This is a genomic window from Polaribacter sp., assembly GCF_039939415.1.
Lineage (GTDB): Bacteria > Bacteroidota > Bacteroidia > Flavobacteriales > Flavobacteriaceae > Polaribacter.
The window spans coordinates 1-15,482 of record NZ_JBDVJE010000007.1 but is presented as its reverse complement, the minus strand read 5'-3'; the positions used below and the strand labels follow the sequence as shown (position 1 = coordinate 15,482).

Here is a 15,482-nt window from a genome sequence, read left to right as displayed (position 1 = left end):
ACTTAATTTTTTTGAATAATTTGATATTTGAAGTTTAAAAGGTAATTTTTATGGATTAGAATTTTGTGATTTCAGATTTGATATTTTATTAATTACTATAACTAATTTAGAAAAATTTTAGAGGGAGTTAATTAAAAATAAAAAACGCAACCAAATTAATGGTTGCGTTTTTATTATTTTAAGAAAATATGATTTTCTTGTAGAAGATCCCTCTTTTCATCGGGATAAGTTCAATAACGAATTTTGATACATCAAAACTCTATTTTGTTTACTTTACTTCTTCAAAATCTACATCTTCTACATTGTCTCCTTGATCTGTATTTCCTTCTGGTTGTTCTTGTTGAGCTCCAGCATCTGCACCACCTGCAGCTTGTTCTGCAGCATACATTTCTTCAGAAGCAACTTTCCAAGCTTCATTAATTTTTTCCATAGCAGCATCAATTTGTGCTAAATCTTTAGATTCATGAGCAGCTTTTAATTCTACTAAAGCAGCTTCAATTGGTCCTTTTTTATCATCAGATAATTTATCACCAAATTCTTTTAATTGCTTTTCTGTTTGAAAAATCATAGAGTCAGCTCCATTTACTTTTTCAGCAGTTTCTTTAGCTGTTTTATCTGCATCAGCATTTGCTTCTGCATCTTGTTTCATTTTTTCGATTTCTTCTTCAGATAAACCAGAAGAAGCTTCGATTCTAATCTCGTGAGATTTGTTAGTTCCTTTATCTAAAGCAGAAACTTTAATAATACCATTGGCATCAATATCAAAAGTTACTTCAATTTGTGGAACACCTCTTTGTGCTGGTGGTAAACCATCTAAATGGAAACGACCAATTGTATTATTATCTGCAGCCATTGCTCTTTCTCCTTGTAAAACGTGGATTTCTACAGAAGGTTGGTTATCAACAGCAGTTGAGAATACTTGAGATTTTTTTGTTGGGATTGTTGTGTTTGCATCAATTAATTTTGTGAAAACATTCCCCATAGTTTCAATACCTAAAGATAAAGGTGTAACGTCTAATAACAATACATCTTTTACATCACCAGTTAAAACACCACCTTGAATTGCAGCACCTAAAGAAACAACTTCATCAGGATTTACACCTTTACTTGGTGCTTTACCAAAGAATTTTTCTACAGCTTCTTGTATTGCAGGTATTCTTGTAGAACCACCAACTAAGATAATTTCATCAATTTCTGAAGTTGATAAATCAGCATTTTTTAATGCAGTTTTACAAGGTTCAATTGTTCTTTTGATCAAATCATCAATTAATTGCTCAAACTTTGCTCTACTTAAAGTTCTTACTAAGTGTTTTGGTCCGCTAGCAGTAGCAGTTACATAAGGTAAGTTAATTTCTGTAGATGTAGAACTAGATAATTCAATCTTTGCTTTTTCTGCAGCTTCTTTTAAACGTTGTAAAGCCATAGGATCTTCTCTTAAATCCATGTTTTCATCAGCTTTAAACTCTTCTGCTAACCAGTTAATAATTTTTTCATCAACATCATCACCACCTAAATGTGTATCACCATCTGTAGCTAATACTTCAAAAACACCATCACCTAATTCTAAGATAGAAACATCATGTGTACCACCACCAAAGTCAAAAACAACAATTTTTTTATCATCATGGGCTTTGTCCATTCCATACGCCAAAGCAGCAGCAGTTGGCTCATTAATAATTCTTTCTACTTTTAAACCAGCAATTTCACCAGCTTCTTTAGTAGCTTGTCTTTGTGCATCGTTAAAATATGCAGGCACAGTAATAACTGCAGCAGAAACATCAGTACCTAAATAGTCTTCAGCAGTTTTTTTCATTTTTTGCAATACCATTGCAGAAATTTCTTGCGGTGTGTATAAACGACCATCAATATCTACTCTAGGTGTATCATTATCTCCTTTTACCACCTTATAAGGTACTCTTTTTACTTCTTGTGAAGATTCAGAAAATTTATTTCCCATAAAACGTTTAATAGAATAAACAGTTTTAGTTGGGTTTGTTACAGCTTGTCTTTTTGCTGGGTCACCAATTTTACGTTCTCCTCCTTCTACAAAGGCAACAATAGATGGTGTTGTTCTTTTTCCTTCAGCATTAGGAATAACAACTGGCTCATTACCTTCCATAACAGAAACACATGAGTTTGTTGTTCCTAAATCGATTCCAATTATTTTACTCATAATAATTTATTTTATATTAATTTTTTAAATTCAATTTTACATTTTCATTATAGTCAAAGGCTGTGCCAACTGCTTTTTGGCTTGAAAATGTCAGTTTTTTTAAAAAATATTTTAAATTGATGTGACATTATGACACAAATTGTATCTAAAGTAATGAACAGAAAGATTATTTGAAATCACTTTTAATTTTCTTATATTTGGATAGTTCAAAAGGAATTATAATTTTTATTAAATAACATTAAACAAAATAACATGAGTAAATTCGACGAAAAAGTAGCACAATATTCTAAATTTATGGAAGAAAAAGGACTAAAATTTGATGCAGATTTATTAAAAGCTGTGACAAAAGGTTTAGGACCTTCTATTTACAAAAGAGATGCAGAAACTGTATCTGGTTCTGATGCAAAAGAATTAGAAACTGTTAAAAAGAACTTTTTAATGAAAAAGTTAGGTTTAGAAGATAGCCCAAAATTAGATGAAGCTATTGCTAAAGTTATTGAAGCTATAGGAAAGTCTGAAAGAACTAAATATAGAGCTGTAGTTTACTATATGTTAGCTGTTGAATTTGGAAAAGAAGATATTTATAGTTAATCTGTAATTATATATATGATAAAAAATCCAGCTCAATTGAGTTGGATTTTTTATTTTTACAATTATTTTATCTTTAAATATTACGAATGTCGCAATTTATTAGTGTTTTTGATATGTTGAAAATTGGTGTTGGTCCATCAAGCTCACACACATTAGGTCCTTGGAGAGCAGCTCAAGATTGGGTTTTAAAATTAAGAGAAAACAACTTATTAGAAAAAATAGATACCATTAAAGTAGATTTGTATGGTTCATTGTCGTTAACTGGTAAAGGACATGCAACAGACTTAGCAATTCTATTAGGGTTAAGTGAAGCAGATCCAGAATACATACCTATTGAAGATATTGCTATAATTGTAGATAGAATTAATACACAAGAAGAAATTTTTTTTAAAGGAGGTAAAAAAGTGACTTTTTATAAAAATTCAATTATTTTTAATAAAGAGTTTTTACCATTTCATTCTAATGGTGTTACTTTTAGAGGATTCTTTAATGGTCAAGAAATATCAACAGAAACTTATTTTTCAATTGGTGGAGGTTTTATTGTTCAAGAAAATAATAATCTAGAAGAAGAAATTGAAATCAATAAACAAAATTTTCCATTCCCAATTAATAAAGCAAAACAATTAGAAGATTATTGTGAAAAAGAAAAAATGTTAATCTCTGATATTGTTTTTAAAAATGAATTAGAAATTAGTTCTGCAGATAAAATTGATTTTGAACTACATAGAATTTGGAACACCATGTTAGAATGTATGTATATAGGTTGCCATACAAAAGGAATACTTCCAGGAGGATTAAAAGTAAAACGTAGGGCTGCTGATATACAAGAAAAGTTAATTAAAGATGCAAAATATTCTAATCCAACAGAATGGATTACAGCAATTAGAAGTTCTGAAGTAAAGTTTCGTGAAATTTTAAAATGGGTAAGTTGTTTTGCTTTGTCTGTAAATGAAGTAAACGCTTCTTTAGGTAGAGTTGTTACAGCACCAACAAACGGAAGTGCAGGTGTAATTCCTGCTGTTTTAATGTATTTTCTAGTAATAGAAAATCATGAAGCAGATTTTAAACAAATAAAACAGTTTTTATTAACTGCAGGAGAAATAGGAAGTATTTTTAAAAAAAACGCCACAATATCAGCAGCAATGGGTGGTTGTCAAGCAGAAATTGGAGTTTCATCTGCAATGGCAGCAGGAGCTTTAACAGAATTATTAGGAGGAACACCAGCGCAATCTTTAGTGGCAGCAGAAATTGCAATGGAACATCATTTAGGTTTAACCTGTGATCCTATTGGAGGTTTGGTACAAGTACCTTGTATAGAGCGTAATTCTATGGGAGCAATTAAAGCAATTAATGCTGCAGAAATGGCTTTAGAAACCAATCCAAAAGATGTAAAAGTGCCTTTAGATAAAGTGATAGATACCATGTGGGAAACTGCAAAAGACATGCATAAAAACTACAAAGAAACGTCTGAAGGTGGTTTGGCTATTAATGTTGGTTTAGCAGATTGTTAATCAGTATTCAGTTTCCAGTCGCAGTTTTCATTTAGAAATTGCAAACTGAGACTGAAAACTGTATTCTATTTTTATCGTGTAAAAACCAATTCTGTTTCTGTAGACATTTCTTCTGAAAAACGATATTTATCAACATCAAAACCTTTTAATTCTTCTATAGTTTTTACATTGTTCTCTATAATATAACGCACCATTAATCCACGTGCTTTTTTAGCAAAAGTCATAATCGTTTTATATTCTCCGTTTTTAAAATCTTTAAATACAGGTGTAATCATTGGCACTTTTAAAACCTTTTTAGGAATCACTTTAAAATACTCTAAACTAGCTAAATTAACTAACAATTCATTCTCATTTAGTTCTTCATTTAAAGCTTTAGCAATAGCATCATCCCAAAATTTATAAAGGTTTTCTTTTTTACCTACTTTTAAACGCGTACCCATTTCTAAACGATAAGGCTGTATTAAATCTAAAGGTTTAAGCAAGCCATATAAACCCGATAAAATTCTTAAATTATTTTGTAATAAAGGTAATTTTTCTTCATCTAAAGAATTAACATCTATTCCCTGAAAAACAGCACCTGTAAAAGCATAAATAGCTTGTTTGGCATTTTCTGGAGTGAAAGGAATTTCCCAAGTTTGGTTTCTATCATAATTCAATCTTGCTAAATCATCAGAAATTTTCATTAGTTCAGATAATTTTTTCTTAGAAAGTGTTTTTAGTTTTTTATTCAATTTTTCTGATTGTTCTAAAAAACGAGGTTGCGTATGTAAACTGGTAGGTACTTTACTTTGGAAATCTAAAGATTTTGCAGGCGATATTATAATTTTCATCTTTTTTTAATTAAAGATTTTAACACTATTATTTGTTTGATAAAAGTACAAATGATTGCAAGATTTTAAAAAGAAAAAGCGAGATAAAATTGATATTCCTATTTAAAAAATTGATAGAAATACTAAAAGTATATTTATTTGAATTGAAAAATCAAACTAATTGAATTATCTTGTGTCTAAGAAAATAACTAACATATATTTCATTGAATAAAGACGCAGAACTTGTAAAAAAGTTAAAAGATGCTACACAAAAAGATGCTGCTTTTAGTGAGCTTTTAGACGTCTATCAAGAACGCTTGTATTGGCATATTAGAAAGATTGTTTCAACTCATGAAAATGCAGATGATGTCTTGCAAAATACCTTTATTAAAATTTATAAAGGCATTCAAAATTTTCGAGAAAAAAGTACTTTGCATACTTGGATGTATAGAATTGCATACAATGAATCGATTCGTTTTTTAGAAAAAAATAATAAGATTAATTACAATAATATAGATGAGGTTTCAGAATTTCATCTAGAAGTAGTATTTGAAGATGAGTATTTTGATGGAAATGATATTCAGAAAAAGTTACATTTAATAATTAACGATTTTAAACAAAAACAGAAGCGAATTTTTCAAATGAAATATTTTGATGAGATGAGTTTTCGGCAGATTTCAGAAATTTTAAAAGTGCCAGAAAGCACTTTAAAATCCTCTTATTATTCATCAGTAAAAACAATTGAAGAAAAAATATTTTTATAAAACCAAACTATTCTTAAAAAGTTGAGTCTAACTAATATATTATGAAAAAATCAATAGAAAATAACAACAAAAAAAGCTTTTTAAAAGAAGATTTTAAAGGTGATATTTCTAAACAACATAAAAAATATTTAGGAACAGCAGTTCCTGAAGGATATTTTGCGAAATCTAAAATATCAATTTTAGAAAAGATAAAAGTAAACGAAATAATAGAAGTACCAGAAGCAGCTAAAAAGCAAATCGTTTTTTGGATGAAACCTCAGTTTAAATATATGGCTGCAGCATCTTTAGTTTTTCTTTTTGCGTTAACAGTTTGGTTGCAAAAAGCAGACAATAAAACTATAACAGAAACCAATATTGAATTATTATATTTTTCTGATGACGTTTTAATTAATTCTTTATTGGTAGATGATGCTGAGTTAGATTTGTTTGCAGACAACACTTTAATTAACGAAATTATTATAAAAGCAGAAATTACTGAACAAAAAATAGATGATTTATTTTTAAATTCATTGTTTGTAGAAGATTCATTAATAGATATTTATACAGATGATAGTTTTATAGAAACAATTATTTTATAAATTTTCAAACTATTTTAAAAAACGGAGTTCTAAGTAAATAGAAACAATTATTAATAAAAAAATTTACAATTATGAGAACTTCATTTTCTAAAGAAAACATTCTTAAATCAGGTGTTTTATTTTTATCAATTAGCGCATTTATTTTAACAGCAATACTTTTTATATCTTGTTCAGATTCAGAAAGATTAGAAACCATAGCTGCAGATGATGAAACTTTAATTACACAAATAGAGTCAGCATCAACAATTATAGTAGAGTCAAGTAGTTTACCAGCTGCAGCATCAACTGTTTTAAATTCAGATTTTGCAGATAGTTATGTTACAGAAATAAATTTTGCTGAAGCTTTAGGTTATAAAGTAAGTTTAAATACAGATGATGCTTCTAAAGAAGAAGTAGATAGTGATGTTTTTTTCTCTAAAACAGGTAAACAATTAGCAGACGCTAATCAAAAAAGAACAAAGAGAAGAAATAAATGTTTTTCATTTGTTTTTCCTATAGATTTTATAATGCCAGATGATTCTTCAATTACATTAAATAGTTATGATGATTGGACATTAATTAGAGATTGGTATGAAGTTAATACAGATGTTACAGAAAGACCAGAATTATTATATCCTGTAGATGTAACTTTAGAAGACGGAACAATACAGACTTTAATTGATAGTGATGAATTATATGCTGTAAAAGACTCTTGTAAAAAAGGAAAAGACAAAAGAAAATGTTTTAAATTAGTATTACCTGTTAGTTTTACAATGGAAGATGCTACTGTTATTGAGGTTGCAATAAGAAAAGATTTTAAATTATTAAGAGAATGGCGTAAAGCAAATACAGATGCTACAATAAAACCAATTTTAAATTTTCCTTTAGATATTATATATAAAGATGGTACAACTGTAACTTTAGCTGACCAAACAGAATATAATACAGCTAAAGAAGCATGTAATTAATAAATAGTAATTTTGTACTTTAGATGTTAAAGCGTAAAAAAAGAAATTAAAAATGAAATTAAAAACCATCATATATACAGTTAGCTTTATGAGTTTGATGTTATTTAATACAACAGTTTTTGCTCAAAATTCTAATTACGATTTAATTACCAAAGAGCTTACCAAAGACCAAAAGGAATTATTGCAGAAAGAAAGAGAAGTAATGAAGTCTAATAGAGAAGCATTTAAAGCAACACTTACCAAAGAGCAATTAGCAATTCTAAAAGATAAAACCATTTCTAAAAGCGAAATACGAGCTAAGCTTTTAGCAACTTTTTCTAAAGAGCAAAAAGAATTGGTAAGAAACCAGCAAGTACGTTTAAGAAAAACGAGAGATAATTTTAGAAAAACACTTACCGTAGAACAACGCAAGATGTTAAAGCAACGTATAGACAAAATTATAAAAGCAAAAGACAGAGGAGAGTTGAAAGATGGTCTTAGGCAAAACAACGTTAAAGACGGAAAAAAATGGAGAATAAAAGGAAATTAATAAAATAATGATATATCCTTTTCAGGAAGTTAGAAAAGCTATAAAAGTTTTTGGGTTGCTATTGTTTACAATGGCAACCTCTTTTTGTTCTTATGCACAAGAAAATACAAATGATGAAATAGATGGTTTATTAGACGAACTTTTTTTTAATGACCAACAGTTTTTAGATGAATTAATAGAAAGTGATTTTTCCTACAATTTTTTATACACTTCTGTTTTATACAATAGCAATACATTTTTTTCTGGTAGAGATTCTGGAACAGATCAATTTAATATGGTTCCGCAAGTTTCTTATTATCATTCTTCTGGTTTTAATGCAAGTATTTCAGGAATTTATTATCAAAACTTTGCACCAACTTGGGATTTTACAAGTATTTCTGCAGGATATTATAATACCATAGGAAAGCAAAAAATAATGAATTACAATCTTGGTTACACAAGGTATTTTTATTCTGACGGTTATGATAGCTTTACAAATTCTTTAGATGCAAGTTTAGGTATTAGAAATAAAAAGCGCACTTTTGGTAGTAACATGTCTGCTTCTTATTTATTTGGAAGCGAGCAAAGTTTTCAATTAGTTTCTAGTAGTTTTTTAAACTTAACTTTAAAAAGAACATCTAATTTTGCATTGCGTTTAAGACCAAGAATTAATTTTATAATTGCAAAACAAATTTTTACTATTACCGAAATGATAACATTAACTAATGTTACCATTAATAGAACTTTAAATTTTGATGTTTTTAATTTATTAAATACCCAAATTAATATTCCACTTTCTCTATCGTTAAAATCTTGGGACTTTGAGTTCGGTTACAATCTAAATTTACCAAACACAATGGTTTATGAAAATAACCTAAAAAACACCAATTATTTTAATTTTTCTGTTGGTTATTTCTTTACTTTAAGCAAGTAATTTTTTTTTTCATAATTTATAATGCTTGTTTTTTATATTAATCGTAATATTGCAATAAACAAATTAAAGTGGGGCTAACTAAATCAGAAATATTTACAGAAGAACAAAATCAAATTGCTGCTATTGCAAAAGTTTTAGGTCACCCTGCAAGAATTGCAATTTTAGATTTTATAATAAAATTAAAATCTTGTGTTTGTGGAGATTTAGTGAAAGATATTGGTTTGGCACAACCCACAATTTCTCAACATTTAAAAGAATTAAAAAAAGTAGGCATTATTAAAGGTACTATAGAGGGTACAAGTGTCTGTTATTGTATAGATGACGAAAATTTTAGTAAGATAAAAGAGACTTTAAATAAATTTTTAAGTAAAAATCCAACCGAAAACTGTTGTTAATAGTAAAAATAAAAATGAACCAGAACGTATACCAATCAATTAAAAATACTATTTCAGAATTAAATAGTAATACTATTTCTGAAGATAGAAAAAAAGTTTTACAACAATTAGTAGACTATATTCAAGAAAAAGTAGTTGCAAAAAAAGAGGTTAAAATTAATTTTATTTGTACACATAATTCTAGAAGAAGTCATTTAAGTCAAATTTGGGCACAAACAATTGCAAACTATTTGGGTTTTAAAAATGTAGTAACTTATTCTGGAGGAACAGAAGCAACTGCAATGTTTCCAAAAGTACCAGAAACATTAACAAATCAAGGTTTTAAAATTCAAATAATTTTTGAAGGAACTAACCCTGTTTATGCTATTAAATTTCATGATAATTCACATCCAATTATAGGTTTTTCTAAGAAATATGATGATGAGTTTAATCCAAGTTCAGAGTTTGTTGCTGTATTAACTTGTTCTAGTGCTGATGTAGGTTGTCCTTTTATTGCTGGTGCAGAAAAGAGAATACCTATTACCTATGAAGATCCAAAATTGTTTGATGGAACGAATCAACAAGCAGAAAAATACCAAGAAAGAAGTTTACAAATTGCAACAGAAATGTTGTACATATTTTCAGAAATTAAAAAATAAAAGATTATGAAATTATCAGAAATTAAAAACCTCCTTAAAAGTTTAGACAAAATAGGTTTTCAATTACCTAGTGGAGAATTAGTTGCAAGTCATTTTCATGTAACAGAAGTTGGTAAAATTACCAAAGATTTTATTGATTGTGGGGGTAAAGTAAGAAGCGAATCTGTAATTAACTTTCAGTTATGGGAAGAAAATGATTACGACCACAGATTACACCCTGAGAAATTAATACATATTATTGAGTTATCAGACAAGATTTTTAAGTTTGATGATTTAGAAATAGAAGTAGAGTATCAAGGTAAAGACACAATTAGTAAATTCAATTTAGATTTTGATGGCACTAATTTTTTACTAACTACTAAAGTAACAGCTTGTTTAGCTAAAGAAGTTTGTTGTGCTCCAGTAGAAGAAGTTGTAGAAAAAGGTTCTTGTTGTAGCCCAAGCTCTGGATGTTGTTAAAATGAAATTTATAGCAATACATAAAGATAATTACAATCAAGTTGCCGAAATTTATAAAGAAGGTATTGCAACTAATAGGGCTACTTTTGAGACTATTGTTCCAGGTTGGAAAATTTGGAACAACAAGTTTCTTTCTTTTGGTAGAATTGCTATCGAAAAAAATAATAAAATACTTGCTTGGGCAAGTTTATCTTCAACTTCTAAAAGAGAAGTTTACAATGGTGTTGCAGAAGTAAGTGTTTATGTAAAAGGTTCTGAAAGAGGAAAAGGTTTGGGAGAAATGATTCTTAAAGAACTCATTAAAATTAGTGAGCATAATAATATTTGGACACTACAAGCCAGTATTTTTAGAGAAAATAAACCTAGTATACACATACATGAAAAATGTGGATTTAGAATTATTGGTTACAAAGAAAAAATTGCAAAATTACATGGTGTTTGGCAAGATAATATGATGCTAGAAAGAAGAAGTAAAGTTGTTGGAGTTTAATTCTTCTTTTATAAAAATAGGTGTTTTTACTTGTAGATTCTACTTAGAAAAACTTAACTTCTCTAACGCAGATTATAAGTCATCAAAACGGACATCATAATCTCGTCTTAAGTTGGCAGCTATAAAACGGACGAAACTCAAATTGAGTATAAAATTTGTTACATTAATGTTTTTGGTGTAAATTAGCACCAAAATAAAATATTATGGGAAGACAAAGTATTTCGTTCACTCAACCGAATGATGAATGGTTAAAAAGTCAAGTTGACAGAAAAGAGTATTCTACTAAAAGTGAACTTGTAAATGATTTAATTAGACAAGCTCGAAAACAACAAAAACAAATTGACTGGATTAGTGCAAAATTAGAGAAAGCCGAAAATAGCGGATTTACGAATTTAAGCAAAGAACAAATATTAGCGGAATCAAAGTCGTTGACTTAATGGCTAATTATAAAATAAGTAATTTAGCAAAAGAAGATTTAATAAGAATCTATAAATACGGAGTTGAAGAATTTGGAATGATTCAAGCCGATAAATACTTTGATTCTTTCTTTGCAAACTTTGATATTATAGCTGAAAATCCATTTTATTTTGAATCGGTAGATTATATAAAAACAGGATATAGACGCTGTGTTTCTGGTTCAGATAGTATTTATTATAAAATAAATAACAATATAGTGGAAATTATGGCAATAATTGGAAAACAAGATTTGAAAAATATTATCTGAATTGAAAATTACAGTTGCCAACACCTATATAATCCATTCCTAGTTCTAACCTACTTACGAATATTCTATTCGGTTTTCATTTACTAAATTAGTTGCTCAAACACGTAACGAATAATACATCAAACGGTTAGTGAATTATTCCAGTTCTACATCTTTAGAATTCTCAGAATAAGTTTTCCATTTTTCTAAACAGTCTGTAATGTCTTTAGGTACTTCTGAGTTAAATTGCATAAACTCTCCTGTTGTTGGGTGTGTAAAACCTAAGGTTTTTGCATGTAATGCTTGTCTTGGTAATACCTTAAAACAATTATGTACAAATTGCTTGTATTTGGTAAAAGTGGTACCTTTTAAAATATCATCACCTCCATAACGTTCATCATTAAAAAGCGTATGACCAATATGTTTAAAATGGGCTCTAATTTGGTGAGTTCTACCAGTTTCTAACTTGCATTGCACCAAAGTAACATAGGTTAGTCTTTCTATAACTTTATAATGTGTAACTGCGTGTTTGCCAAATTCGCCATCAGGAAAAACAGACATTTGCAATCGATTTTTTAAACTTCGTCCAATATTACCTTCAATGGTACCTTCATCTTCATCAATATTTCCCCATACCAAAGCATAATACAAACGCTCTGTAGTTCTATCAAAAAATTGTTTAGACAAATGTGCCAGAGCAAATTCGGTTTTTGCAACCACTAATAATCCACTAGTATCTTTATCAATTCTATGTACCAAACCTGGTCTTTCATTAGAATTGGTTGGTAAATTTTCTATATGATGTATTAAACCATTTACCAAAGTACCAGAATAATTTCCATGGCCTGGGTGTACAACCATACCTGCAGGTTTGTTTACCACAATTACTGCATCATCTTCATAAACGATATCTAAAGGAATGTCTTCTGCAACCAATAAATTTTCTGCTGGCGGATAAGATAAAACAACTCTAACAACATCATTTGGTTTTACTTTATGATTCGATTTTACAGCAACATCATTCACTAAAACATTTCCTGCTTTTGCAGCTTGTTGTACTTTATTTCTAGTAGCATTTTCTACAAAATTCATCAAAAATTTGTCTACTCTTAAAGGTTCTTGCCCTTCACTAGCAACAAATCTGTGATGTTCGTATAAATCGTCGTTTTCTTTATCTTGTAATTGGTTTTCTTGCATTTTATTTTTTTGGAGTAAAAGTTTTTAGTTTTAAATACTCAATACTAGTTTCCTTTTCCATCGCCTAAAACTAAATCTACAATAGAATTTAGTGGTAATTTATCTCCAGAGTTTAAAGTCTTTCCGTTATAACGTAATCCACGAACAACATCTTTACCAATATCATGCACAAATGTATAGTTTGTACCCACATTTAAACCTTTAGATTTAAGTTGAGAAATGGCTTGTCTTTTTGTTCTTCCATTTAAATCTGGTATTGTAACATCTCTATATTTAGAAGGGTTTAAAGTTAAATATATTTTACGCTTTTCTTTAACAAAATCACCATTTTCTGGTGTTTGTTCTATAACAGATTTCTTTGGATAAGTAGGGTTGTAACTTGCACTATCAATAACAATATAGTCTAAATTCAATTCTTTTAATTTTTTATCTACATCTTCTAAAGACATTTTATGCAAGTTAGGAACTTGTATTTTTTGATCGTGATTTGTAGAAAAACCTAACCAATATTTTAAAGCAAAAATAAACACAAACAAACCTATAATTGCAATAATAATTTGTAAAAAGAAGGATTTACTTTTAATAAATTTAAAAAGACTCATTTTTTTATTTTTAGAAGACACAAAGATATAAAAAGTAAACGTTGCTATTTCTATATTTATTTTGATAAATTTGTTTTATTATTTTACAATCAATGAAAAAGAATATCGCAATTGTTATGGGTGGTTTTTCATCCGAAGTTAATATTTCTCTAACTAGCGGAAATGTAGTTTACAATCATTTAGATAAAGAAAAGTACAATTCTTTTAGAATTCATATTTTAAAAGAAAAATGGGTTGCATTAGATGCTGCAAATAATGAGTATACAATAGATAAAAATGATTTTTCATTTATTTTAAATAACAATAAAATAACATTCGATTGTGTTTTTAATGCTATTCATGGTGCTCCAGGAGAAAACGGAATGTTATTAGCGTACTTTAATTTAATAGGATTAAAACATACATCTGCACCATTTTATCAAATGGCATTAACGTTTAATAAAAGAGATACTTTAAGTGTTGTAAAAGAATACGGAATTAAAACAGCAATTTCTATTTATTTAAATAAAGGAGATGTTATAGATTTAAACCAAATTATAGACAAAGTGGGTTTGCCTTGTTTTGTAAAACCTAATAATGCAGGTTCTAGTTATGGAATTTCTAAAGCCCATACAAAAGAAGAAATTTTACCAGCTATAGAAAAAGCATATAAAGAAGATACAGAAATTTTAATTGAATCTTTTTTAGACGGAATAGAAGTTTCTGTTGGTGTAATTCAATACAAAGGAAAAACTAAAGTTTTACCGATTACAGAAATTGTTACAGAAAATGATTTTTTTGATTACGAAGCTAAATATGAAGGGAAATCTAAAGAGATAACACCTGCAAGATTAACAGCAGAAGAAAGAATAAAAGTTGAAAAAACAGCAAAAAAAGTCTATTCTGTTTTAAATATGTCAGGATTTTCACGTTCTGAATATATTTTAGTAAATTGTGAACCATATTTCTTAGAAATGAATACGGTTCCTGGGCTTACAGAAGAGAGCATTTTACCCCAACAAGCACAAGTAGCAGGAATTTCATTAAAAGAATTATTTGAAAATGCCATAGAAACTTCCCTCAATACCTTATAAATAAAGCAATTTTATTACTTTTATTTAAAAGATATTTTTCTATTTTTATCAATTATTAATTACTAGTCTACAACGTATAAAATAGGGAATATGAAAAGAGCAATTTTTCCAGGTTCGTTTGATCCTTTAACATCTGGACATTATGATATTATTTCGCGTGGAGTCACTTTATTTGATGAATTGATTATTGCTATTGGAGTAAATGCCGATAAAAAATATATGTTCTCTTTAGAAGAACGTAAAAAATTTATTGAAGATTCTTTTGCAGACAATCCAAAAATTAAAGTTGTTACTTATAAAGGTTTAACAGTAGATTTTTGTAAAAAAAATAATGTCGATTTTATTTTAAGAGGTTTAAGAAACCCTGCAGATTTCGAGTTCGAAAAAGCTATTGCGCATACAAATAGAGAGCTTTCTACAATAGAAACCGTTTTTCTTTTAACAGCAGCTGGCACCTCTTTTATTTCTTCCTCTATTGTTAGAGATGTAATTAGAAATAATGGAGATTATACAAAATTAGTCCCTCAAAGTGTAAGAATAAAAAAATAATAAAAATTTTAAAAAAAATGAAAAATTTTGTAGTTACATTAATTTTAATGGTCTTTGCCTTTGTAGGATTTTCACAATCAAATTCTTATTATAAAGTAGGAGATACTTTATTTTATTTAAACAATAGAGCAACTTATGTAAAAACAAATACTTTTGTTATTATTAAAGAAACAAATGTAGGTAAAAATAGTAATGTTTATAATGTTGCAAAATTTGTTTTAGATAGTTCTAAAAATAAATTTACTCTTGATTCTAAGTTTACAACTAATGGTCTTCAGATCTTAAAATCAAATGGAAATTTTGTTTCTTATTATAAGAATGGAAATAAGGCTTCTGAAGGTAATACTTTAAACGGAAAAAAAGATAAAGGAGTTTGGACTTATTATTATGAAAATGGTAAAAAGAAATCTGAAGAAAAATTATCTACAGGAAACTTCTTTAGTGATGAAACTGAAAATTTAATAATTAATTTTTGGGATTCTAAAGGTAATCAAACTGTAACAGATGGAAATGGTTTTGTACAATTTTTAGATAAAGATGGTCTTGTTTTAAAAGGGAGTT

The 15,482-nt window shown here is 28.2% G+C and carries 20 protein-coding genes; 16 read left to right on the top strand and 4 right to left on the bottom strand.

The window, feature by feature from the left end; genetic code table 11:
- Positions 1–268: 268 nt before the first annotated feature.
- Positions 269–2,173 carry a molecular chaperone DnaK gene (gene dnaK, locus ABJG40_RS00995; RefSeq protein ID WP_348022712.1) on the bottom strand — a complete coding sequence of 635 codons (1,905 nt, stop codon included), beginning with the start codon at positions 2,171–2,173 and terminating at the stop codon, positions 269–271.
- 252 nt (positions 2,174–2,425) lie between these two features.
- On the opposite strand from dnaK, the gene ABJG40_RS00990 reads away from it, so the two are divergent.
- A complete protein-coding gene (locus ABJG40_RS00990; protein WP_348022711.1) occupies positions 2,426–2,764 on the top strand; it encodes a DUF2853 family protein in 339 nt (112 codons plus the stop codon).
- An 86-nt stretch (positions 2,765–2,850) separates the two neighbouring features.
- A complete protein-coding gene (locus tag ABJG40_RS00985; RefSeq protein WP_348022710.1) occupies positions 2,851–4,275 on the top strand; it encodes an L-serine ammonia-lyase in 1,425 nt (474 codons plus the stop codon).
- Between the two features lie 71 nt (positions 4,276–4,346).
- Here ABJG40_RS00985 and yaaA read toward each other — a convergent pair whose 3' ends face one another.
- Positions 4,347–5,105, bottom strand: coding sequence for a peroxide stress protein YaaA (yaaA, locus tag ABJG40_RS00980; protein WP_348022709.1), 759 nt, complete (start codon positions 5,103–5,105; stop codon positions 4,347–4,349).
- A 203-nt stretch (positions 5,106–5,308) separates the two neighbouring features.
- Here yaaA and ABJG40_RS00975 point away from each other — a divergent pair, with 203 nt between their 5' ends.
- The 11 genes from ABJG40_RS00975 to ABJG40_RS00925 all read left to right on the top strand — a co-directional run bounded on the left by ABJG40_RS00975 (position 5,309) and on the right by ABJG40_RS00925 (position 11,521).
- Positions 5,309–5,848 carry a sigma-70 family RNA polymerase sigma factor gene (locus ABJG40_RS00975; RefSeq protein WP_348022708.1) on the top strand — a complete coding sequence of 180 codons (540 nt, stop codon included), beginning with the start codon at positions 5,309–5,311 and terminating at the stop codon, positions 5,846–5,848.
- 41 nt (positions 5,849–5,889) lie between these two features.
- The gene (locus tag ABJG40_RS00970; RefSeq protein ID WP_348022707.1) at positions 5,890–6,426 is read left to right on the top strand and encodes a hypothetical protein; all 537 of its coding nucleotides are present in this window, start codon (positions 5,890–5,892) and stop codon (positions 6,424–6,426) included.
- A gap of 71 nt (positions 6,427–6,497) precedes the next feature.
- Positions 6,498–7,373 (top strand): hypothetical protein, encoded by an 876-nt coding sequence (locus ABJG40_RS00965; protein WP_348022706.1) that lies wholly within the window; start codon positions 6,498–6,500, stop codon positions 7,371–7,373.
- A 52-nt stretch (positions 7,374–7,425) separates the two neighbouring features.
- Entirely contained in the window at positions 7,426–7,902 is a 477-nt protein-coding gene (locus tag ABJG40_RS00960; RefSeq protein ID WP_348022705.1) for a hypothetical protein, read from the top strand.
- Positions 7,903–7,909: 7 nt separating this feature from the next.
- Entirely contained in the window at positions 7,910–8,815 is a 906-nt protein-coding gene (locus ABJG40_RS00955) for a hypothetical protein (protein WP_348022704.1), read from the top strand.
- 68 nt (positions 8,816–8,883) lie between these two features.
- Positions 8,884–9,210 (top strand): metalloregulator ArsR/SmtB family transcription factor, encoded by a 327-nt coding sequence (locus tag ABJG40_RS00950; protein WP_348022703.1) that lies wholly within the window; start codon positions 8,884–8,886, stop codon positions 9,208–9,210.
- A gap of 14 nt (positions 9,211–9,224) precedes the next feature.
- A complete protein-coding gene (locus tag ABJG40_RS00945) occupies positions 9,225–9,848 on the top strand; it encodes a protein-tyrosine-phosphatase (protein ID WP_348022702.1) in 624 nt (207 codons plus the stop codon).
- A 6-nt stretch (positions 9,849–9,854) separates the two neighbouring features.
- Entirely contained in the window at positions 9,855–10,307 is a 453-nt protein-coding gene (locus ABJG40_RS00940; RefSeq protein WP_348022701.1) for a DUF6428 family protein, read from the top strand.
- Between the two features lies 1 nt (position 10,308).
- A complete protein-coding gene (locus ABJG40_RS00935; RefSeq protein ID WP_348022700.1) occupies positions 10,309–10,797 on the top strand; it encodes an N-acetyltransferase family protein in 489 nt (162 codons plus the stop codon).
- A gap of 203 nt (positions 10,798–11,000) precedes the next feature.
- Positions 11,001–11,234, top strand: coding sequence for a CopG family transcriptional regulator (locus tag ABJG40_RS00930; RefSeq protein ID WP_348022699.1), 234 nt, complete (start codon positions 11,001–11,003; stop codon positions 11,232–11,234).
- Complete coding sequence (locus tag ABJG40_RS00925; protein WP_348022698.1) at positions 11,234–11,521, top strand: type II toxin-antitoxin system RelE/ParE family toxin; 288 nt, start codon at positions 11,234–11,236, stop codon at positions 11,519–11,521. The genes ABJG40_RS00930 and ABJG40_RS00925 overlap by 1 nt, the downstream gene beginning before the upstream one ends.
- Positions 11,522–11,656: 135 nt before the next feature.
- Here ABJG40_RS00925 and ABJG40_RS00920 read toward each other — a convergent pair whose 3' ends face one another.
- Positions 11,657–12,697, bottom strand: a complete 1,041-nt coding sequence (locus ABJG40_RS00920; RefSeq protein ID WP_348022697.1) for an RluA family pseudouridine synthase — start codon at positions 12,695–12,697, stop codon at positions 11,657–11,659.
- Between the two features lie 44 nt (positions 12,698–12,741).
- Positions 12,742–13,299, bottom strand: a complete 558-nt coding sequence (locus tag ABJG40_RS00915) for a PASTA domain-containing protein (protein ID WP_348022696.1) — start codon at positions 13,297–13,299, stop codon at positions 12,742–12,744.
- Between the two features lie 92 nt (positions 13,300–13,391).
- Between ABJG40_RS00915 and ABJG40_RS00910 the strand changes: the two genes are divergently transcribed.
- The 3 genes from ABJG40_RS00910 to ABJG40_RS00900 all read left to right on the top strand — a co-directional run.
- Positions 13,392–14,372, top strand: a complete 981-nt coding sequence (locus ABJG40_RS00910) for a D-alanine--D-alanine ligase (protein ID WP_348022695.1) — start codon at positions 13,392–13,394, stop codon at positions 14,370–14,372.
- Between the two features lie 90 nt (positions 14,373–14,462).
- Positions 14,463–14,921 (top strand): pantetheine-phosphate adenylyltransferase, encoded by a 459-nt coding sequence (gene coaD, locus ABJG40_RS00905; protein ID WP_348022694.1) that lies wholly within the window; start codon positions 14,463–14,465, stop codon positions 14,919–14,921.
- A gap of 17 nt (positions 14,922–14,938) precedes the next feature.
- Positions 14,939–15,482, top strand: a 544-nt coding sequence (locus ABJG40_RS00900) for a hypothetical protein (RefSeq protein ID WP_348022693.1), incomplete at its 3' end; no start/stop codon positions are given.

Bases quoted from the DNA above. Each gene is read 5' to 3' on its own strand.
- dnaK (WP_348022712.1), bottom strand. From the start codon at position 2,173: ATGAGTAAAATAATTGGAATCGATTTAGGAACAACAAACTCATGTGTT.
- ABJG40_RS00990 (WP_348022711.1), top strand. From the start codon at position 2,426: ATGAGTAAATTCGACGAAAAAGTAGCACAATATTCTAAATTTATGGAA.
- ABJG40_RS00985 (WP_348022710.1), top strand. From the start codon at position 2,851: ATGTCGCAATTTATTAGTGTTTTTGATATGTTGAAAATTGGTGTTGGT.
- yaaA (WP_348022709.1), bottom strand. From the start codon at position 5,105: ATGAAAATTATAATATCGCCTGCAAAATCTTTAGATTTCCAAAGTAAA.
- ABJG40_RS00970 (WP_348022707.1), top strand. From the start codon at position 5,890: ATGAAAAAATCAATAGAAAATAACAACAAAAAAAGCTTTTTAAAAGAA.
- ABJG40_RS00965 (WP_348022706.1), top strand. From the start codon at position 6,498: ATGAGAACTTCATTTTCTAAAGAAAACATTCTTAAATCAGGTGTTTTA.
- ABJG40_RS00960 (WP_348022705.1), top strand. From the start codon at position 7,426: ATGAAATTAAAAACCATCATATATACAGTTAGCTTTATGAGTTTGATG.
- ABJG40_RS00955 (WP_348022704.1), top strand. From the start codon at position 7,910: ATGATATATCCTTTTCAGGAAGTTAGAAAAGCTATAAAAGTTTTTGGG.
- ABJG40_RS00945 (WP_348022702.1), top strand. From the start codon at position 9,225: ATGAACCAGAACGTATACCAATCAATTAAAAATACTATTTCAGAATTA.
- ABJG40_RS00940 (WP_348022701.1), top strand. From the start codon at position 9,855: ATGAAATTATCAGAAATTAAAAACCTCCTTAAAAGTTTAGACAAAATA.
- ABJG40_RS00935 (WP_348022700.1), top strand. From the start codon at position 10,309: ATGAAATTTATAGCAATACATAAAGATAATTACAATCAAGTTGCCGAA.
- ABJG40_RS00930 (WP_348022699.1), top strand. From the start codon at position 11,001: ATGGGAAGACAAAGTATTTCGTTCACTCAACCGAATGATGAATGGTTA.
- ABJG40_RS00925 (WP_348022698.1), top strand. From the start codon at position 11,234: ATGGCTAATTATAAAATAAGTAATTTAGCAAAAGAAGATTTAATAAGA.
- ABJG40_RS00920 (WP_348022697.1), bottom strand. From the start codon at position 12,697: ATGCAAGAAAACCAATTACAAGATAAAGAAAACGACGATTTATACGAA.
- ABJG40_RS00915 (WP_348022696.1), bottom strand. From the start codon at position 13,299: ATGAGTCTTTTTAAATTTATTAAAAGTAAATCCTTCTTTTTACAAATT.
- ABJG40_RS00910 (WP_348022695.1), top strand. From the start codon at position 13,392: ATGAAAAAGAATATCGCAATTGTTATGGGTGGTTTTTCATCCGAAGTT.
- coaD (WP_348022694.1), top strand. From the start codon at position 14,463: ATGAAAAGAGCAATTTTTCCAGGTTCGTTTGATCCTTTAACATCTGGA.